At 71.3% G+C, this 18,741-nt stretch carries 16 protein-coding genes; 8 read left to right on the top strand and 8 right to left on the bottom strand.

Going from position 1 to position 18,741, the window contains the following annotated elements; translation table 11 throughout:
* The 3 genes from hisB to hisD are packed head-to-tail and all read right to left on the bottom strand — an operon-like array spanning nucleotide 1 to nucleotide 3,019.
* Complete coding sequence (gene hisB / locus ACFW2G_RS22405) at nucleotides 1-594, bottom strand: imidazoleglycerol-phosphate dehydratase HisB (protein ID WP_037926825.1); 594 nt, start codon at nucleotides 592-594, stop codon at nucleotides 1-3.
* Nucleotides 591-1,718, bottom strand: coding sequence for a histidinol-phosphate transaminase (locus ACFW2G_RS22410; RefSeq protein ID WP_384581137.1), 1,128 nt, complete (start codon nucleotides 1,716-1,718; stop codon nucleotides 591-593). The genes hisB and ACFW2G_RS22410 overlap by 4 nt, the downstream gene beginning before the upstream one ends.
* Nucleotides 1,697-3,019, bottom strand: a complete 1,323-nt coding sequence (gene hisD / locus ACFW2G_RS22415) for a histidinol dehydrogenase (RefSeq protein WP_037926831.1) — start codon at nucleotides 3,017-3,019, stop codon at nucleotides 1,697-1,699. The genes ACFW2G_RS22410 and hisD overlap by 22 nt, the downstream gene beginning before the upstream one ends.
* Nucleotides 3,020-3,304: 285 nt before the next feature.
* Between hisD and ACFW2G_RS22420 the strand changes: the two genes are divergently transcribed.
* The gene (locus tag ACFW2G_RS22420) at nucleotides 3,305-4,042 is read left to right on the top strand and encodes an LON peptidase substrate-binding domain-containing protein (protein WP_037926834.1); all 738 of its coding nucleotides are present in this window, start codon (nucleotides 3,305-3,307) and stop codon (nucleotides 4,040-4,042) included.
* A gap of 19 nt (nucleotides 4,043-4,061) precedes the next feature.
* Nucleotides 4,062-4,556, top strand: coding sequence for a Cys-tRNA(Pro) deacylase (ybaK, locus tag ACFW2G_RS22425; RefSeq protein ID WP_384451140.1), 495 nt, complete (start codon nucleotides 4,062-4,064; stop codon nucleotides 4,554-4,556).
* Between the two features lie 117 nt (nucleotides 4,557-4,673).
* On the opposite strand, the gene ACFW2G_RS22430 is transcribed toward ybaK, so the two are convergent.
* From ACFW2G_RS22430 to ACFW2G_RS22445, 4 genes are read right to left on the bottom strand one after another with little or no spacing between them, the layout of a single operon-like run.
* Nucleotides 4,674-5,363, bottom strand: a complete 690-nt coding sequence (locus ACFW2G_RS22430; protein WP_052031196.1) for a hypothetical protein — start codon at nucleotides 5,361-5,363, stop codon at nucleotides 4,674-4,676.
* A 28-nt stretch (nucleotides 5,364-5,391) separates the two neighbouring features.
* Nucleotides 5,392-6,258, bottom strand: a complete 867-nt coding sequence (locus ACFW2G_RS22435) for an ABC transporter permease (protein ID WP_078556932.1) — start codon at nucleotides 6,256-6,258, stop codon at nucleotides 5,392-5,394.
* Nucleotides 6,255-7,292, bottom strand: coding sequence for an ABC transporter ATP-binding protein (locus ACFW2G_RS22440; protein ID WP_384451135.1), 1,038 nt, complete (start codon nucleotides 7,290-7,292; stop codon nucleotides 6,255-6,257). The genes ACFW2G_RS22435 and ACFW2G_RS22440 overlap by 4 nt, the downstream gene beginning before the upstream one ends.
* Before the next feature lie 28 nt (nucleotides 7,293-7,320).
* A complete protein-coding gene (locus ACFW2G_RS22445) occupies nucleotides 7,321-8,628 on the bottom strand; it encodes an NYN domain-containing protein (protein WP_384581139.1) in 1,308 nt (435 codons plus the stop codon).
* A 220-nt stretch (nucleotides 8,629-8,848) separates the two neighbouring features.
* On the opposite strand from ACFW2G_RS22445, the gene ACFW2G_RS22450 reads away from it, so the two are divergent.
* Nucleotides 8,849-9,007: a hypothetical protein gene (locus ACFW2G_RS22450; protein ID WP_172671389.1), complete on the top strand. Its 159-nt coding sequence runs from the start codon at nucleotides 8,849-8,851 to the stop codon at nucleotides 9,005-9,007.
* 93 nt (nucleotides 9,008-9,100) lie between these two features.
* Here the strand turns inward: ACFW2G_RS22450 and dnaE are convergent, their stop codons facing one another.
* Nucleotides 9,101-12,643, bottom strand: a complete 3,543-nt coding sequence (dnaE, locus tag ACFW2G_RS22455) for a DNA polymerase III subunit alpha (RefSeq protein ID WP_037926841.1) — start codon at nucleotides 12,641-12,643, stop codon at nucleotides 9,101-9,103.
* 171 nt (nucleotides 12,644-12,814) lie between these two features.
* Between dnaE and ACFW2G_RS22460 the strand changes: the two genes are divergently transcribed.
* The 5 genes from ACFW2G_RS22460 to ACFW2G_RS22480 all read left to right on the top strand — a co-directional run bounded on the left by ACFW2G_RS22460 (nucleotide 12,815) and on the right by ACFW2G_RS22480 (nucleotide 18,700).
* Nucleotides 12,815-14,149: a DUF2252 domain-containing protein gene (locus tag ACFW2G_RS22460; protein ID WP_037926843.1), complete on the top strand. Its 1,335-nt coding sequence runs from the start codon at nucleotides 12,815-12,817 to the stop codon at nucleotides 14,147-14,149.
* Between the two features lie 37 nt (nucleotides 14,150-14,186).
* On the top strand, nucleotides 14,187-14,876 hold the full coding sequence (locus ACFW2G_RS22465) for a hypothetical protein (RefSeq protein WP_037926846.1): 690 nt from the start codon (nucleotides 14,187-14,189) through the stop codon (nucleotides 14,874-14,876).
* A gap of 48 nt (nucleotides 14,877-14,924) precedes the next feature.
* A complete protein-coding gene (locus tag ACFW2G_RS22470) occupies nucleotides 14,925-15,719 on the top strand; it encodes a DsbA family protein (RefSeq protein WP_384451227.1) in 795 nt (264 codons plus the stop codon).
* A 129-nt stretch (nucleotides 15,720-15,848) separates the two neighbouring features.
* Nucleotides 15,849-17,510: an alkaline phosphatase D family protein gene (locus tag ACFW2G_RS22475; protein ID WP_384581141.1), complete on the top strand. Its 1,662-nt coding sequence runs from the start codon at nucleotides 15,849-15,851 to the stop codon at nucleotides 17,508-17,510.
* Nucleotides 17,511-17,752: 242 nt separating this feature from the next.
* Complete coding sequence (locus tag ACFW2G_RS22480; RefSeq protein ID WP_384451225.1) at nucleotides 17,753-18,700, top strand: zinc metalloprotease; 948 nt, start codon at nucleotides 17,753-17,755, stop codon at nucleotides 18,698-18,700.
* Nucleotides 18,701-18,741: the final 41 nt, after the last annotated feature.

Here is an 18,741-nt window from a genome sequence, read left to right on the forward strand (position 1 = left end):
CTAGAGGGCGCCCTTCGTGGAGGGCAGGATGCCGGCGGCGCGCGGGTCGAACTCGGCGGCGTAGCGCAGCGCGCGGGCGAGGGCCTTGAACTGGCACTCCACGATGTGGTGGGCGTTGCGCCCGTACGGGACGTGGACGTGCAGGGCGATCTGGGCCTGCGCGACGAAGGACTCCAGGATGTGCCGGGTCATCGTCGTGTCGTAGGCGCCGATCATCGGCGCCATGTTCTCGGGCTCGGTGTGCACGAGGTAGGGGCGGCCGGACAGGTCGACGGTCACCTGGGCGAGGGACTCGTCGAGCGGCACGGTGCAGTTGCCGAAGCGGTAGATGCCCACCTTGTCGCCGAGCGCCTGCCGGAAGGCGGCGCCGAGCGCGAGGGCGGTGTCCTCGATGGTGTGGTGGGAGTCGATGTGCAGGTCGCCGTCGGTCTTGACGGTGAGGTCGAAGAGGCCGTGGCGGCCGAGCTGGTCGAGCATGTGGTCGTAGAAGCCCACGCCCGTCGAGACGTCGACCCGGCCGGTTCCGTCGAGGTTTATCTCGACGACGACGGAGGTCTCCTTGGTGGTCCGTTCGACCCGTCCGATGCGGCTCATGCGTGCTGCTCCTTCTTCAGTGCGCGAACCGCTTCCAGGAACGCGTCGTTCTCTGCCGGGGTGCCGGCGGTGACCCGCAGCCGGCCGGGTACGCCGTTGTCCCGGACCAGGACCCCGTGATCGAGGATCTTCTGCCAGGCGGTGTGCGCGTCCTCGAACGTCCCGAACTGGACGAAGTTCGCGTCGGACTCGGTGACCTCGTAGCCGATGGCGCGCAGTTCGGCGACCAGGCGGTCCCGCTCGGACTTGAGCTGCTCGACGTAGCCGAGCAGGGTGTCGGTGTGCTCCAGCGCCGCCAGGGCCGTCGCCTGGGTGACGGCGGACAGGTGGTACGGCAGGCGCACCAGCTGCACGGCGTCGACGACGGCGGGGTGCGCGGCCAGGTAGCCCAGGCGCAGGCCGGCCGCGCCGAAGGCCTTGGACATGGTCCGGGACACCACCATGTGGGGGCGGCCCTCGATGAGGGGCAGCAGGGAGTCCCGGTGGCTGAACTCCACATAGGCCTCGTCGACGATGACGAGGGAGGGCTTGGCCGCCTGGGCCGCCTCGTAGAGGGCCAGGACGGTCTCCGCCTCGACGGCGGTGCCCGTGGGGTTGTTGGGCGAGGTGATGAAGACGACGTCGGGGGCGTACTGTGCGATCGCCCGCTCCGCGGCCGCCACGTCGATGCGGAAGTCCTCGCGGCGCGGGCCGGAGATCCACTCCGTGCCGGTACCGCGGGAGATCAGCGCGTGCATGGAGTAGGAGGGCTCGAAGCCGATCGCGGTGCGGCCCGGCCCACCGAAGGTCTGCAGCAGCTGCTGGATGACCTCGTTGGAGCCGTTGGCGGCCCATACGTTCTCCCGCGTGACCGGGTGCTTGCCGGTACGCGTGAGGTAGGCGGCCAGCTCGGTGCGCAGCTCGACCGCGTCCCGGTCCGGGTAGCGGTTGAGGGTGCGGGCGGCCTCGGCGACGCGCTCGGCGATGCGCGCGACGAGCTCCGCGGGCAGCTCGTAGGGGTTCTCGTTGGTGTTCAGCTGAACCGGCACGTCCAGCTGCGGGGCGCCGTACGGGCTCTTGCCGCGCAGTTCGTCCCGGATGGGGAGGTCGTCGATGCCGATGCTCACGGGGTGGGCACCTTCCATCCGAAGCGTGCCTTGAGGGCGGCACCGTGGGCGGGCAGGTCCTCCGCCTCGGCCAGGGTGACCACGTGGTGGGTGACCTCGGCGAGGGCGTCGCGGGTGTAGTCGACGATGTGGATGCCGCGCAGGAAGGACTGCACGGACAGGCCCGAGGAGTGGCAGGCGCAGCCGCCGGTGGGCAGCACGTGGTTGGAGCCGGCGCAGTAGTCGCCGAGGGAGACCGGGGCCCACGGGCCGACGAAGATCGCGCCGGCGTTGCGGACGCGGGCGGCCAGGGCGGCCGCGTCGGCGGTCTGGATCTCCAGGTGCTCGGCGCCGTAGGCGTCGACAACCTTGAGACCGTCCTCCAGGCTGTCGACCAGGACGATCGCGGACTGCTTGCCGGCGAGGGCGGGCTTGATCCGGTCCTCGACGTGCTTGGTCGCGGCGACCTGCGGCTCCAGCTCCTTCTCGACCGCGTCCGCGAGCTCGGCGGAGTCCGTGACGAGGACGGCCGCGGCCAGCGGGTCGTGCTCCGCCTGGCTGATGAGGTCGGCAGCGACGTGGACCGGGTCGGCCGTGGAGTCGGCGAGGACGGCGATCTCGGTCGGGCCGGCCTCGGTGTCGATGCCGATGCGTCCGGTGAAGTAGCGCTTGGCGGCGGCGACCCAGATGTTGCCGGGGCCGGTGACCATGTTGGCGGGACGGCAGTCCTCGGTCCCGTAGGCGAACATCGCCACGGCCTGGGCGCCACCGACCGCGTACACCTCGTCCACGCCGAGCAGGGCGCAGGCGGCGAGGATGGTCGGGTGCGGCAGGCCCCCGAACTCCTTCTGCGGCGGGGACGCGAGCGCGACCGACTCGACGCCCGCCTCCTGGGCCGGCACCACGTTCATGACGACGGACGACGGGTAGACCGAGCGGCCGCCCGGGGCGTACAGCCCCACACGCTCCACCGGAACCCACTTCTCGGTCACGGTGCCGCCGGGGACCACCTGGGTGGTGTGCTCGGTGCGGCGCTGCTCGCGGTGCACCGTCCGGGCCCGCCGGATCGACTCCTCAAGGGCTGCGCGGACGGCCGGATCGAGCGCGTCGAGGGCGGCCTTGAGAGCCTCAGCGGGCACCCTGACCTGCTCCAACGTCACTCCGTCGAACTTCTGCGCGTACTCGATCAGCGCCGCCGTGCCACGATGATGCACGTCCTCGCAGATGGGCCGCACCTTTTCCAGGGCGGCTTCCACGTCGAACTCGGCACGGGGCAGCAGATCGCGCAGGGCGCCGCCCTCGGGGAGGGCGTCACCGCGCAGGTCGATACGAGAGATCACCTCCCAATTCTCTCAGACCGCCACGCGCCACCGTCCGCCCGTATCACTGGCTGATACACGCCACGGGCACCACAGGCGCCCGTGGGCGTTCACCCGCACGTGCGCGGCGGCCGGGCGGAACCGCCGGAGCGGGCCGGCCCGGACGGGGGACCGGCGGATCCGGCCGTCCCCGGGCGCCGCGCCGATTCGGCGGCGGGATCCGGCTCCGGGGCCGGCGGCGGAGGCCCCCCGACTGCTGCGGCGGGGGGTGACGGGCTGCGTCCGCGGACGATTACCCTGTGCGTCGTGACCACCGTTCGCCTGCCCCTCTTCCCGCTGAACTCGGTGCTGTTCCCGGGCCTCGTCCTCCCGCTGAACGTCTTCGAGGAGCGTTATCGCGCCATGATGCGCGAGCTGCTGAAGTCGGGCGAGGACGAGCCGCGCCGTTTCGCCGTCGTCGCGATCCGCGACGGCCGGGAGGCCGCCCCGACCGCGTCCGGCCTGCCGGACCCGACGTCCATGCCGGAGCGCGGCCCGGCCGCGGGTTTCGGGTCGGACCCGATCCAGGCGTTCCACCGGGTGGGCTGCATCGCGGAGGCGGCGACGATCAGGGAGCGGGAGGACGGCACCTTCGAGGTCTTGGCGACCGGTACGACGCGGGTCCGGCTGCTCTCGGTCGACTCCTCGGGGCCCTTCCTGACGGCGGACCTGGAGGAGCTCCCGGAGGACGCGGGCGACGGCGCCGGGGTCCTCGCAGAGGGTGTGCTGCGTGCCTTCCGCAACTACCAGAAGCGGCTGGCCGGGGCTCGCGAGCGGTCCCTGACGGGCGCCGAACTGCCCGACGAGCCCTCGGTGGTGTCGTACCTGGTGGCCGCGGCGGCGGTGCTGGACGTCCCGGCGAAGCAGCGGCTGCTCCAGGCCCCGGACACGGCGACGCGGCTGGCGGAGGAGCTGAAACTGCTGCGCACGGAGACGGCGGTGATCCGTCATCTGCCGTCGCTTCCGGCGGTGGACCTGACCCGGGCTCCGACGAGCCCCAACTGAACCGACCGACGGGGGACCGATGGCCAAGAAGACGAAGCAGGCAGCCGGCACTCCGGCGATCGCGGCCCTGACGGCGGCCGGAGTCGCCTTCACCACGCACGCGTACGAGCACGACCCGTCGCACCCCTCGTACGGCGAAGAGGCGGCCGAGGCCATGGGGGTCTCTCCGACGCAGGTCTTCAAGACCCTGGTGGCCGACGTGGACGGCGTCCTCACGGTGGCGGTGGTCCCGGTCTCCGGGTCGCTGGACCTGAAGGCGCTGGCGACGGCGGTCGGCGGCAAGCGGGCGGCGATGGCGGACCCGGCCCTGGCCGAACGCACCACGGGCTACGTCCGCGGCGGCATCTCCCCGCTGGGCCAGCGCAAGCGGCTGCGCACGGTGATCGACGACTCCGCGACGGAACACTCCACGATCTGCTGCTCGGCGGGCCGCCGCGGCCTGGAGATCGAACTCTCCCCGTCGGACCTGACCAGCCTCACGGGAGCCACCCTCGCCCCGATCGGCCGGGCATAGGGCGTGTCGCGATAGGGGCGCCGTCCGCCCGAAGGGCGGGCCCTTCCGGGCGCGGTCCCGGGCAGCGCGGGAGGGCGGGCCTTCGCGCGGCGCCGCCGGCCCACCGCCCCGGACGGGTCAGGTGCGCGGGGCCTCGGACGCGGTCGGGCCGGCGTCGGCGGGCGGCAGCGGCACCCCGGCCGGCGGCGCCGGCCGGTAGTGGCCGCTCCACCCGTACAGCGGATCCGGCTCCGGTTCCCTCGGCGTCCACAGCGCGGTCAACCCCAGGTGCAGCAGCACCGCGGTCATCGGCCAGGCCAGCAGCGCCCCGTACGCCAGCAGTTCCAGCGGCGCATCGAACGGCACCCCCTTGCCGGCGGCGGAGGCCGCCGCGGCCAGGTCCGTCGACGAGGACCCGAGCCACAGTCCGAACCGCCACCCCGCCAGCGCGGCGAAGCAGGACCCGACGGCGAGACCGATCACCAGCGGCACCCCGCCGGCCCGGCGCCACAGGAAGGTGGCGACGGCGCTCACCACGCCCAGCCCCAGGGCCAGCAGGAAGAAGGTCCCGTCGGCGGCGATCCGCGCTTCGCTCTCGCTGTTGCGCAGGAACACCGCCTCGCCGTTGGACACGTACTGCACCCGGGGCGCGAGCCACCACCACAGCAGGCCGAGGAGCAGCCCGGCCACCCCGACCGCCAGGGCCACGACGGCCCCGTCGCGGATGTCCTCCGGGCGGATGGCCGCGGCGGTGCCGCCCGGCTTCTCGGGCGGCGACGGCGGCGGGTCGAACGGGGACTGCGGGGTCACGGCTTCGGTCACCCCCACATCGTGCCAGGTGTGTCCGGCGGTGGTGTCAGCGGACGGCCGCCCGGCGGTACGCCCAGGTCGCCACGGCCAGGGAGACGACCCCGACGGCCGCGCACACGCCGAGGTCGAAGACGACGGCGGCCCAGTCCGGCGACGCCTCGAAGGTCCGCGCGAAGGCCTCCACCCCGTAGGTGGACGGCAGCAGGTCCCGCGCCCACACGATCACGGCCGGCATCCGCTCGGGCGGCAGCACGCCCAGCAGCAGCGCCGCCGACATGCCGAGCTGCCCCGCGAGGGTGGCGAGCTCCTGCCGCGGTGCCAGCAGCCCCAGGGCCGCGCCGAGCCCGGCCAGCGCGGCTCCGGCCAGCGGCACCACGGCGGCCAGGATCCACAGTCCGCCCATCGGCAGGCCGAAGAGCAGACATCCCAGGACGGCGGTGACCAGCGTCCCCGGCAGCGTGAAGGAGGCGTAGGCGGCGGCCGCGCCCAGCACCACCGAGGCGGGCGGCACCGGCAGGGTGGCGTAGTGGTCGAGTCCGCCGCCGGCCCGCAACTGCCCGAAGTACTGCGCGAGCAGGTTCAGCGCGACGAAGGCGACGACCAGCACCGAGGACCCGGCCACGACGGCCCGGGCCTCGGATCCCCCGTCGACGACGCCCCGCATCAGGATCATGATTCCGACGGACTGGAAGGTCGCCACGAACAGCAACGGAATGCGGGCCACCCGCGCCCGGGACAGCTGCGCGCGGTAGACAGCGGCCAGCGAGGGGAGGAAGCGCGCGGCGGGCGCCAGCGGCGCGGCCTGAGGTTCCCGTGCGCAGCCCGTGGGAAGCGCGGCCGGTGCGGCCTGAGCCGTGGGTGCGGCATCGGGCGCGAGCACGGCCCGGACGCCCCCCGTCGAACGGTCGCTCACGACTTCACCAGCCCTTTCGTCCTGCCGCCGAGGGCCAGGTACACGTCTTCCAGGCTGGGAGTGGCCAGGGTGAAGTCGTCGAGCGCGGAGAAGGCCGGGCCCCCGGTGACCGAGGCGACCGCCGCCCGTGCCTCGTCCGGCGCCAGCCGGAGCACCCAGCGGCGCCCCGACTCGACCGCCCGCTCGCGCAGCCGGGCGACCTCCGGCACCTCCAGCGGGGCGCCCTCGCGCCACACCAGCTCCAGCCGGACCTCGCCCGAGACGCGCGCCTTCAGCGCGGTCGGCGTGTCGCAGGCGATGACCTTGCCCTGGTCGATGACGGCGACCCGGTCGAGGACCGTCTCGGCCTCGATGACGTTGTGGGTGACGAGCAGCACGGTCACGCCGTGCCGGGCGCGGCGGCGGTCCACCGCCGCCCACACGGCCCGCCGGGCCACCGGGTCCATTCCGGTGGTGGGTTCGTCGAGGACCAGCACGGGCCGTTCGCCCACGAGCGCGGCGGCGACGCAGGCCAGGCGCCGCTGGCCGCCGGAGAGCTTCTTCAGGGGTCGCCCGGCGATCCCTGCCAGTCCGAGTTCCTCCAGTACGGCGTCGCGCGCGGCGCGTGCCGACCGTACGTCGAGCCCGCGCAGCCGTGCGGTGGTCTCGGCGGCCAGCGCCACCGTGAGCTCGTCGAGGGCGGTGGACTCCTGGCCGAGGTAGGAGAGCAGTCTGGAGGCCCGTCGGGGGTGGCGCACGAGGTCGTGGCCGAGGAGGGTCACGGTGCCCGAGTCGGGCCGCATGAGGCCGGTGAGCTGGCGGACCAGGGTGGACTTGCCGGCGCCGTTGGGGCCGAGCAGGCCGAAGATCTCGCCGCGCCGGACGTCGAGGCTGACGCCGTCGTTGGCGCGGGTTTCGGGCAGGGCGGGGGCTCCGCGCCGCCCGCGCACCGCGGGATACGTCTTGACCAGGTCACGCACCGTGCAGACCACGTCCGACGCCGCTCCCGCGGCCGCCGCCGTGCTGTCCTGCGCCTGTGCTGTGCCCGTACTCACGAGGGAGCAGCCTACGGGGTTCCCGCCCCTACTCGGCCGCCGGGGTCAGCGGGGCGGACAGGTCGGCAGGTCCCGTTCCGGGTGCGGCGGCCGGTACCGCGGCGACGTGCTCGGCGGCGGCGCGGACGTCGATCTCCCTCCAGAACCCGGCGCGGATGGCGTAGCGGTCGTGCTCGTCGATCTGGTCGTCCTTGTGCGCGAGCAGGCCGAACCGGGCGGCGTAGCGCAGCAGCTCGCCGTCGATCCGGTGCGGGATGCGCGGGTACATGGTGGCCAGTTTCTGGAGGTGTGCGGTCTCCGGGAGGCGTTCCATCCAGCGCCGGGCGAACACCTGTCCCACCTCGAATGGGTCCCCGCCCACGGTGGTGATGTCCTCCTCCCGGTCGGCCCAGCGCTGTTCGGCGCTGGTGAGCTGGGCGAGGGTGGGCAGCGAGGCGGTCTCGGCGGGCTCGCCCAGCGGTCCGGCGCGGTCGATCCAGCCCCGGTCGGAGGACCAGCGCAGGGCGCTGGCGGGGGACGGCGCGCTGCTCGCCGCGGCCTGCTGGCCACTGTGCGGTCCGGTGGCGCGCAGGGCCCCGGCGAGGTCCTTGGGCGTGGGGACGCTCTTTCCGCCGGGGGCGGTCGGCGCCGGTACGGGGACGGCCTCCCGGTCGTCCTCCGCGGGGGCGGCGGCACCATTGCGGGCGGCCTCGGCGAGCGCGGCCTCGGGCAGCGGCGCCGAGAGGATGGCCGCGATGTCGGGGCGGGGCACGGGCGGCGGGGAGCAGAGTCCGGCGAGGTCCTTGGCGCGGACGGCACGGGTGATCCAGGCCCGGTCGAGGACGCGGCGTTCGTCGGCCTCGGCGACGAGGTCCTCGGACTGGTTGTAGTCGCCGTCGGCCGCCTGGACGGCCCACAGGTGGACCGCGACCCCGTGCTCCTTGGCGGACATCAGGCCGGGCAGCAGGTCGCCGTCGCCGGTCACGAGGACCACGTCGGAGCAGGCGCGGTTGCGGGCGAGTTCGGTGAGCTCGGCGTGCATGGCGGCGTCGACGCCCTTCTGCGCCCAGCGGCCGTCGCTGCGGGTCAGGGCGCCGAGCCGGACCGTGACCCGGGACATGACGCGCAGTCTGCGGTGTTCGGGCTGCGGCACCCGGTCGGGTGCGCCGTCGAACCAGTAGATGCGCAGCAGGGGCTGCTGGGTGTCGGCCTCGGCCCGCTCGCGCAGGCCCTGGATCAGGGCGGCATGGTCGACGGTGATCCGGGAGCGGGAGGGCTCCCCGGCGAGAAGGCTGGCGGCGGCACCCAGCAGGTAGCCGGCGTCCACCAGGACGACGCAGCGGTCCACGCGTTCCACCCTCTTCCCTGGGGGTCCCCACGTGTTTTCGCGGGTTCCCCGAGTCTGCCCGACCTCGCGGGCGTTGAAGGCCGGAACTCGATCATCGGCGTGGCGGATCTCACGCGGCGGCGGGGCACCACCCTCGGCTACACGCGGTAATGATCCAAAATGCGCGGTTTCTGGTGCTGTGTGAGTGTGAAGGCGGTCCTGGCCCCTAGACCCTCACGGAGGCTCCACCATGGCCAAGAACAAGAACCAGAAGCAGCCGGCGAAGCAGCAGACCCGCTCGTCCGGGCAGGACGCGTCGCGTTCGGACTCCCCCGAGCAGTCGTCCCAGGCGCCGAGTCCGATGGACCTGGCCCACAAGAGCAAGCAGAAGAAGTTCGGACACAACTGACGCCTTCGCGCCGGTCTGTGACGGCCGAGAACCGCAAGGGGGCCTGCCCGGCGACACCGGGCAGGCCCCCTTTCGGGCGGGTGGCGGACGACGCTATCCGGCCAGGCAGGACGGTCCGAGCAGGACCTTGAGATCGCCGAAGAGGGCCGGGTCGGGCTGGACGCGGTGCCGGTCGAGGCGCAGCACGGTGGTGGTCCGCGGCCCCTGGAGCTTGATCCGGACCTCGGTGTTGCCCTTGTGGTGGCGCAGGATCTCCCCCAGACGGGTCACCATCGGGGGCGTGACCTTGACCGTGGGGATGGTGAGGACCACGGGGGCGTTGGTGCCGGCCGAGGAGAGGTCGGGGACCATCATCTCCATGGCGACCAGGCGGGGGACGTCCTCGCGCTTGTCGAGGCGGCCCTTGACGAAGACGACGGTGTCCTCGACCAGCTGGGTGGAGACGAGCTGGTAGGTCGCGGGGAAGAACATGCACTCGATGGAGCCGGCGAGGTCCTCGACGGTGGCGATGGCCCAGGCGTTGCCCTGCTTGGTCATCTTGCGCTGGAGGCCCGAGATGATGCCGCCGATGGTGACGACGGCGCCGTCGGAGTGCTCGCCGCCGGTCAGCTGGGAGATTCCGGCGTCGGTCTTGTCGGAGAGCACGTGCTCCAGACCGAAGAGCGGGTGGTCGGAGACGTAGAGCCCGAGCATCTCGCGCTCCTGGGCGAGCAGGTAGGACTTCTCCCACTCGACGTCCGAGAACTCCACGTCGAGGCCGAAGCCGGGCTCGTCGCCGCCGCTGTCGTCACCCATACCGCCGAAGAGGTCGAACTGCCCCTCGGCCTCCTTGCGCTTGACGGCGACCACGTTGTCGATCATGGATTCGTGGTGGGCGACCAGGCCCTTGCGGGTGTGGCCCATCTCGTCGTAGGCGCCGGCCTTGATCAGCGACTCGATGGTGCGCTTGTTGCAGACGACGGCCTCGACCTTGTCCAGGAAGTCAGGGAAGGAGGAGTACTTCCCCTTGGCCTTCCTGGTCTTGATGATCGAGTCCACGACGTTCTGGCCGACGTTGCGGACGGCGGTGAGGCCGAAGAGGATCACGTCGTCGCCCTGGGCGGCGAAGTTCGACTCGGACTCGTTGACGTTCGGCGGGAGCACCTTGATGCCCATGCGGCGGCACTCGTTCAGGTAGATCGCGGACTTGTCCTTGTCGTCCTTGACCGAGGTGAGCAGACCCGCCATGTACTCGGCCGGGTAGTTCGCCTTGAGGTAGGCGGTCCAGTAGGAGACCAGGCCGTAGGCGGCCGAGTGGGCCTTGTTGAAGGCGTAGCCGGCGAAGGGGACCAGGACGTCCCAGAGCTTCTGGATGGCCTCGTCGGAGTAGCCGTTCTTGCGGGCGCCCGCCTGGAAGATCGTGAAGTTCTTCGCCAGCTCCTCGGGCTTCTTCTTGCCCATGACGCGGCGCAGGATGTCGGCCTCGCCGAGCGAGTAGCCGGCGATGATCTGGGCGGCCTTCTGGACCTGCTCCTGGTAGACGATCAGGCCGTAGGTCACCGCGAGCACCTCTTCGAGCGGCTTCTCCAGCTCGGGGTGGATCGGGGTGATCTCCTGCTGCTTGTTCTTGCGCAGGGCGTAGTTGGTGTGCGAGTTCATGCCCATGGGGCCCGGCCGGTAGAGGGCCGACACGGCGGAGATGTCTTCGAAGTTGTCCGGCTTCATCAGCCGCAGCAGGGAGCGCATGGGCCCGCCGTCGAACTGGAAGACGCCGAGGGTGTCGCCGCGGCCGAGCAGCTCGAAGGTCTTGGGGTCGTCGAGCGGGAGGGCCAGGAGGTCGATGTCGATCCCCTTGTTGGCCTTCACCATCTTGACGGCGTCGTCCATGATCGTGAGGTTGCGCAGGCCCAGGAAGTCCATCTTCAGCAGGCCGAGCGACTCGCAGCTCGGGTAGTCCCACTGGGTGATGGTGACGCCGTCGGTGTGCCGCACCCAGACGGGTACGTGATCGGTGATCGTCTCGCTGGACATGATCACGCCGGCGGCGTGCACGCCCATCTGGCGGACCAGGCCCTCCACACCGCGGGCGGTGTCGATGACCTTCTTCACGTCCGGCTCGTTCTCGTACATGCCGCGGATCTCGCCGGCCTCGCCGTAGCGGGGGTGCGAGGGGTCGAGGATGCCGGAGAGCGGGATGCCCTTGCCGAGGACGTCGGCGGGCATGGCCTTGGTGAGGCGGTCGCCCATGGCGTACGGGTAGCCCAGCACGCGGGCCGAGTCCTTGATCGCGTTCTTGGCCTTGATGGTGCCGTAGGTGCCGATCATGGCGACCTTGTCGGCGCCGTACTTCTCGGTCACGTACCGGATCACCTCGACGCGCCGGCGCTCGTCGAAGTCGATGTCGACATCGGGCATGGACACGCGCTCGGGGTTGAGGAAGCGCTCGAAGATCAGGCCGTGCGGGATCGGGTCGAGGTCGGTGATGCCCATGGCGTAGGCGACGATCGAGCCGGCCGCGGAGCCTCGGCCGGGTCCGACCGCGATGCCCTGGTTCTTGGCCCACATGATGAAGTCGGCGACCACGAGGAAGTAGCCCGGGAAGCCCATCGAGATGATCGTGTCCATCTCGTACTCGACCTGCTTCATGCGGTCCTCGGGGATGCCCCCGGGGAAGCGGCGGTGCATGCCGCGCATGGTCTCCTCGCGGAACCAGGTGACCTCGGTGTAGCCCTCCGGGATGTCGAACTTCGGCATCAGGTTCCGGAACGTGAACATGCCCTCGGTGTCGATCTGGTCCGCGACCAGCCTGGTGTTGGCACAGCCCTCCTGCCAGGCGTCCGAGGAGTCGATCGCGTACATCTCGTCGGTCGACTTCAGGTAGTAGCCGGAGCCGTCGAAGCGGAAGCGGTCGGGGTCCGAGAGGTTCTTGCCCGTCTGGATGCACAGCAGGGCGTCGTGGGCGGAGGCCTCGCTGGCGTAGGTGTAGTGCGAGTCGTTCGTCACCAGCGGCGGGATACCGAGCTTCTTGCCGATCTCCAGCAGCCCGTCGCGGACCCGGCGCTCGATCTCGATGCCGTGGTCCATCAGCTCCAGGAAGTAGCGGTCCTTGCCGAAGATGTCCTGGTACTCGGAGGCCGACTTCAGGGCCTCGTCGAACTGGCCGAGGCGCAGGCGGGTCTGCAACTCGCCGGAGGGGCAGCCGGTGGAGGCGATCAGCCCCTCGGACCACTGGGCGATGGTCTCCTTGTCCATGCGCGGCCACTTCGTCAGCCAGCCCTCGGCGTACGCGTCGGAGGACAACCGGAAGAGGTTGTGCAGGCCGGTGGCGTTCGCCGCCCAGATCGTCTTGTGGGTGTAGCCGCCGGAACCGGAGACGTCGTCGCGCTTCTGGTGGGGCTGGCCCCACTGGATGCGGCGCTTGTTGCGCCGGGACTCGGGGGCGACGTACGCCTCGATGCCGATGATCGGCGTGACCCCGGCCTTCTGGGCGGAGTGGAAGAAGTCGTAGGCCCCGTGCAGGTTGCCGTGGTCGGACATGGCGATGTGCGTCATGCCCATCTCGTTGCACGCGTTGAACATGTCCTTCAGCCGCGCGGCACCGTCCAGCAGCGAGTACTGGGTGTGGACGTGCAGGTGCGTGAACGGCGTCTGGGTCACGGCGCTGGTCTCCTGGCGGCGGGGGGAGGGGGCAGCTTCGAATCCTACGTCCCACGGGTGACAGATCACGGGCACGCGGCGGTACGGTCGGGCGTTGCAGAACCAGGGGCGCCGGTCCCGCGTCCGGTCCGGCAGAGCCCGTACCACCCCGTGCACCAGGAGGAACCCGCCATGGCGGTCCCCGAGACGACCGACGAGCAGCGTGCCGAGCAGATCCTCGACGTGTTCGACACCGCATTCGGTGAACTGCTCGCCGCCGACCCCGCTGCCTTCCGGGTCAAGTTCCGCAAGATGGCGGCCTCGGCCTTCGCCTTCTACCGGGGCACGGCCTGCCTCTTCTACTCCGACCTGGAGCGGGACCGGCACGGCGGTCCGTACCTGGACGAGCGGACGGGCCGGGTGTGGATCCACGGCGATCTGCACGCCGAGAACTTCGGCACGTACATGGACGCCAACGGCCGGCTGATCTTCAACGTCAACGACTTCGACGAGGCGTACGTCGGCCCCTTCACCTGGGACCTCAAGCGCTTCGCGGCCTCCGTCGCGCTGATCGGCTACACCAAGGCGCTCAGCGACGGCCAGATAAGCGAGCTGGTGCGGATCTACGCCGGGGCCTACCGGGAGCGGATCCGCCTGCTGGCCGTCCGGGACCAGGCACCCGACAAGGACGAGGTCCCCTCCTTCACCCTGGACACCGCCGAGGGCCCGCTGCTGGACGCGCTGCGCTCGGCCCGCTGCCGCACCCGCTTCTCCCTGCTGGACTCGATGACGGAGATACGGGACCACGAGCGCCGCTTCGCCTGCGGCGGCGGTTCCGTCGAGCTGGACGCCGCGACCCGCTACAAGGTGCTGGCGGCCTTCGACGGGTACCTGGAGACCCTGCCCGACGAGTCCCTCGTGCGCCCCGACTCCTACCGGGTCAAGGACGTGGTCGGCCGCCGGGGCGTCGGCATCGGCTCGGCGGGCCTGCCCTCCTACAACATCCTGCTGGAGGGGCACAGCGACGCGCTGGAGAACGACGTCGTGATCTACCTCAAGCAGGCGCAGACCCCGGCCGCCTCCCGGCACGTCACGGACCGGGAGGTGCGGGAGTACTTCCTGCACGAGGGGCACCGCACGGTGATCTCGCAGCGGGCGCTCCAGGCGCACGCCGACCCCTGGCTCGGCTGGACGGAGCTGGACGGCACCGGCCAGCTGGTGGCGGAGGTGTCCCCGTACGCGGTGGATCTGGACTGGTCGGACCTGGACGACCCCGAGGAGATCGCCGCGGTGGTCGCCGACCTCGGCCGGGCCACGGCGACCATGCACGCGTCGGCCGACGAGGCGGAGAGCGGACAGTCCCTGGTGCCGTTCTCCACCGAGCGGGCCATCGACGCGGCGATCGCCTCGGACGAGGAGGGCTTCGCGGACCTGCTGGTCGACTTCGCCCACGCCTACGGGGCGCGGGCGCGCGCCGACCACCAGATCTTCGTGGACCTCTTCCGCAACGGCCGTCTCACCCCCTGAAACGGCTCCCACAGGAACACGTGGCACACTCGCGAGGATGGACTTTTCCGGGACGGGACTCAGAGGGCTGCGGGCCGCGTTGTTCAGCGCTGTCGTCGTGCTGCTCTCCTCCGGCTCGCACGTCCTGATGTCCCGGGTCCCGCTGCCTCCGGCGATGGTGGCCGGGGCCTTCGCGGGCGTGTTCGCGATCGCCTGGGCCCTCGCGGGCCGTGAGCGCGGCTTCGGCCCCATCGCGGGGCTGCTCGTACCGCTGGAGCTGGCCGCCGACACCGTCTTCACCGCCGGGCAGCACCTCTGCTACGGCCCGGCCGGTGGGCCGGTCGCGGGGCCGCTGCGCGCCATGGGCCTGGAGGAGCTCTGCGGGGGCACGCCGGTGGGCGGCCCGCTGGCCGAGGTGACCGGACCCGCCGCCGGTACGGCCGCGCTGCTGGCCTCGCCCGGCCCGTACACGCCGTGGCTGCTGCTCGGCGCCCATGTCTCGGTGGGGCTGCTCGCCGCCGCCTGGCTGCACCACGGTGAGCGGGCGCTGGGCCGGCTGCTGCGGGCGGTGGCCGCCTTCGCGTTCCGGCCGCTGCGGATGGCGGCGGCCGCGCTGGCGGGGGCCCGTCGGCCGGCACGGCGGGCGCGGCGGCCGGTCCCGGCGGGAGCCGGGGCCCGTACGCGCTTCCCCGCGCACTCCGTGGGACGGCGGGGACCTCCCGTGCTCGGTGCGCTCGCGCGCGCCTGACGCACGTACGGCAGTCCCTTCCCCACGTCACACACCACGGAGATCATGATGAGTTCACGCAACAGCCAGGCGAACAAGGCGGCGGCCCGCGAGCGGCTTCGGGCCGAGCGCGCGGCGCAGGCCAAGAAGGACAAGATCCGTCGACAGGTCATAGTCGGCGTCGGGGTCGTGGCCGCGCTGGGCCTGGCCGGCGGTATCGCCTACGGGGTCATGAAGGCCAACGAGCCCGACTACTGGGAGAAGGCCGCCAAGGCCGAGCTGGTCAAGCCCAAGAACACCTCGGGTGACGACGGCACCACGGTCGTCGTCGGCAAGGCCGACGCGAAGAAGACCCTGGAGCTGTACGAGGACTCGCGCTGCCCGGCGTGCGCCTCCTTCGAGCAGGCCGCGGGCGAGCAGATCAAGAAGGACGTCGAGGCGGGCAAGTACAAGCTCCAGTACGTCGGCGCCACCTTCATCGACAACGCGGTCAAGGGCGAGGGCTCGAAGAACGCGCTGAGCGCGCTGGGCGCCGCGCTGAACGTCAGCCCGGAGGCCTTCCTGGAGTTCAAGGGGGCGCTGTACTCGAAGGAGCAGCACCCCGAGGAGACCGTCGACAGCTTCGCCAAGGACGACTACCTGCTGAAGGTCGCGGACACCGTTCCGGCGCTCAAGGGCAACGCCGAGTTCAAGAAGGCCGTCGAGGACGGCACCTACGACCGGTGGGCGCTGGAGATGTCGAAGGTCTTCGACAACTCCGGGGTGAAGGGCACGCCGACCTTGAAGATGGACGGCAAGAAGATCGACACCCCGCAGACGGCGGAGGCGTTCACGGCCGCGATCGACAAGGCCCTGCAGGGCTGATCCGGGACGTTCCGGGACACGACTTCCCTTCCGGCAGCACCGGCGAGCGGGCGAACTCCGAGAGTTCGCCCGCTCGTTGCATTCCGACATCTGTTCCCAGGGGTGTACCCGTCGGTAATGTGATGGTCCGTGACCAGTCATCTCACCCCTCACCCCGCCGCGTCGACCCCCCGCCGCCGTACCGTCGTCCTCGCCGCGGCCGCCACCGCCACACTGGCCCCCCTCGCCACGCTGGGCGCCGGAACCGCCCATGCGGCGGGCAGCGCCCCCGCCTTCCTGCACGGCGTCGCCTCGGGCGATCCGCTGCCCGACGGCGTCCTGCTGTGGACGCGCGTCACCCCCTCCCCCGAGGCCGTCCCCGGATCCGGTATCGGCCCCACCGTCCAGGTCGGCTGGGAGGTGGCCGCCGACCAGGCCTTCTCCCGCGTCGTCGGCTCAGGGACCGTCACGGCCGGCGCCGCCTCGGACCACACGGTCAAAGTGGACGTGCGGGGGCTCCGGCCGCAGACGCCGTACTGGTACCGCTTCACCGCCGGCTCGGCGGTCTCCCCCGTGGGGCGCACCCTGACCACCCCCGCCCACGGCGTGACGACCCCGGGAGTCCGCTTCGGCGTGGTCTCCTGCGCCAACTGGGAGTCCGGCTACTTCTCCGCCTACCGCCACCTGGCCGCCCGCACGGACCTGCACGCGATCCTGCACCTGGGCGACTACATCTACGAGTACCAGTCCGGGGGTTACCCGGAGGCGAAGTACACCGTGCGCCAGCACGAGCCGAAGCACGAGATCGTCTCGCTGGCCGATTACCGCACCCGGCACGGCACGTACAAGACGGACGTGGACCTCCAGGCCATGCACCAGGCACACCCGGTCATCGCCATCTGGGACGACCACGAGTTCGCGAACGACACGTGGGCCGGCGGCGCCGAGAACCACACCCCGGGGGCCGAGGGCGACTGGACCGCCCGCGCCGAGGCCGCCAAGCAGGCCTACTTCGAGTGGATGCCGGTACGGACCTCCACCGCGGGCACCGTCTACCGCAGGCTCCGCTTCGGCACCCTCGCCGACCTGCACCTGCTCGACCTGCGCTCCTTCCGTTCGCAGCAGGCCAAGGTGGGCAGCGGATCGGTGGACGACCCGGAGCGCACCATCACCGGGCGCGCCCAACTGGACTGGCTCAAGGCGGGCCTCGCCGGCTCCGACGCGACCTGGAAGCTGGTCGGCACCTCGGTGATGATCTCGCCGGTGGCCTTCGGCTCGCTGCCCGCACACCTGCTGGGGCCGTTCACCAAGCTGCTCGGGCTGCCCGAGGGCGGCATCGCGATCAACGTGGACCAGTGGGACGGGTACACGGACGACCGCAAGGAGCTGCTGGGCCACCTGAAGGAACGAAACATCCGGAACACGGTGTTCCTGACCGGCGACATCCACATGGCCTGGGCGAACGAGGTGCCGATGAACATGGCCACCTATCCGGGCTCGGGCACGGCTGCGACGGAGTTCGTCGTCACGTCGGTGACCTCCGACAACCTCGACGACATCCTGCACGTGCTGCCGAACACGGTCTCGCTGGTGGCCGAAACCGCCATCAAGGCTGCCAACTGGCACACGAAGTGGCTCGACATGGACGCGCACGGCTACGGCGTGCTGGACGTGACGCCGGAGCGCTCGCAGATGGACTACTACGTCATATCCGACAAGCGCCGGCCGGACGCGACGTCCGCGTGGTCCCGCTCCTACCGGACCCTGAACGGGACCCAGAAGGTCGAGCGGTCCTACCACCCCGTTCGCTGATCTCCTGAACGACCGTCAATTCTTCTGCCACAAGGGGCATCTGGTACATACCAGGTGCCCTTTGTGCGTTCGAAGCAACAAATCTTTTACGCAAGACCCTTGACCTGAATATGTCATGCACACATAAGCTTCGCGCCAGCTGAAGAAGATCCTTCAGGCCACCACCCCCCACCACCCCCCACTCGCGAGGAGCACACGTGCGCGCGTCCGCCCGCATATCCCCCCTTCTCCGCCGCCGCCTGATGGGCACGGCTGTCCTGGCCGGAACCCTGGCCTTCACCCCGCTCGCCGCCCCCACCACGCTCGCGGCCGCCAAGAGCCCCGCCGAGGTGTGCGCCGACGGGGCAGCCGCCCCCGCCAACGCCCGCGTGGCCCGCGCCCACGACGAGCGCGCGGACGAGCCGAACGAGCTCACTGACGCGCAGGCCAAGGCCATGGACTCCGACCTCAAGTCGAAGCTGGACAAGGCCCTCAAGAACCAGCCGCAGCGCAGCCTGGCCGCGGCCGAGGCCGTGGTGAACATCCCCGTGTACTTCCACGTCGTCCACTCCGGCACCGCCGGCAAGCTCACGTCCACGGACGTCAGCAACCAGCTCTCCGTCCTCAACGCGGCCTACGGCGGCCAGGGCAGCGGCAACGTCAACACGAACTTCCAGTTCACCCTGGCGTCGACCGACTACACGGACAACGCCTCCTGGTACAACCTGGCCTCCGGCTCCCAGGCCGAGAAGGACATGAAGAACACCCTGCGCAAGGGCGGCCCGGGCGCGCTCAACTTCTACACCGCCAAGCTCTCCGGCGGCCTCCTGGGCTGGGCGACCTTCCCGACCTCCTACGCCTCCAACCCCACGATGGACGGCGTGGTCGTGCTCGACAGCTCGCTGCCGGGCGGCTCCTCCGCCAACTACAACGAGGGCGACACCGCCACCCACGAGGTCGGCCACTGGCTCGGGCTCTACCACACCTTCCAGGGCGGCTGTAACGGCAACGGCGACTACGTCTCCGACACCCCGGCCGAGAAGAGCGCCGCGTACGAGTGCCCGACCGGGCGCGACAGCTGCACCAAGAAGTCGGGTGCGGACCCGATCCACAACTTCATGGACTACACCTACGACTCCTGCATGTACCAGTTCACCGCCGGCCAGGTGGCCCGCATGAGCAGCAGCTGGACCGCCTACCGGGCGGGCTGACCCCAGCGACGGGGAGGGCCCGGTCCGGCATCCGCCGGACC

This window comes from Streptomyces sp. NPDC058880 (assembly GCF_042742535.1).
Classification (GTDB): domain Bacteria; phylum Actinomycetota; class Actinomycetes; order Streptomycetales; family Streptomycetaceae; genus Streptomyces.

Bases quoted from the DNA above. Each gene is read 5' to 3' on its own strand.
- hisB (WP_037926825.1), bottom strand. From the start codon at position 594: ATGAGCCGCATCGGACGGGTCGAACGGACCACCAAGGAGACCTCCGTC.
- ACFW2G_RS22410 (WP_384581137.1), bottom strand. From the start codon at position 1,718: ATGGAAGGTGCCCACCCCGTGAGCATCGGCATCGACGACCTCCCCATC.
- ybaK (WP_384451140.1), top strand. From the start codon at position 4,062: ATGGCCAAGAAGACGAAGCAGGCAGCCGGCACTCCGGCGATCGCGGCC.
- ACFW2G_RS22450 (WP_172671389.1), top strand. From the start codon at position 8,849: ATGGCCAAGAACAAGAACCAGAAGCAGCCGGCGAAGCAGCAGACCCGC.
- ACFW2G_RS22460 (WP_037926843.1), top strand. From the start codon at position 12,815: ATGGCGGTCCCCGAGACGACCGACGAGCAGCGTGCCGAGCAGATCCTC.
- ACFW2G_RS22465 (WP_037926846.1), top strand. From the start codon at position 14,187: ATGGACTTTTCCGGGACGGGACTCAGAGGGCTGCGGGCCGCGTTGTTC.
- ACFW2G_RS22470 (WP_384451227.1), top strand. From the start codon at position 14,925: ATGAGTTCACGCAACAGCCAGGCGAACAAGGCGGCGGCCCGCGAGCGG.
- ACFW2G_RS22480 (WP_384451225.1), top strand. From the start codon at position 17,753: ATGGGCACGGCTGTCCTGGCCGGAACCCTGGCCTTCACCCCGCTCGCC.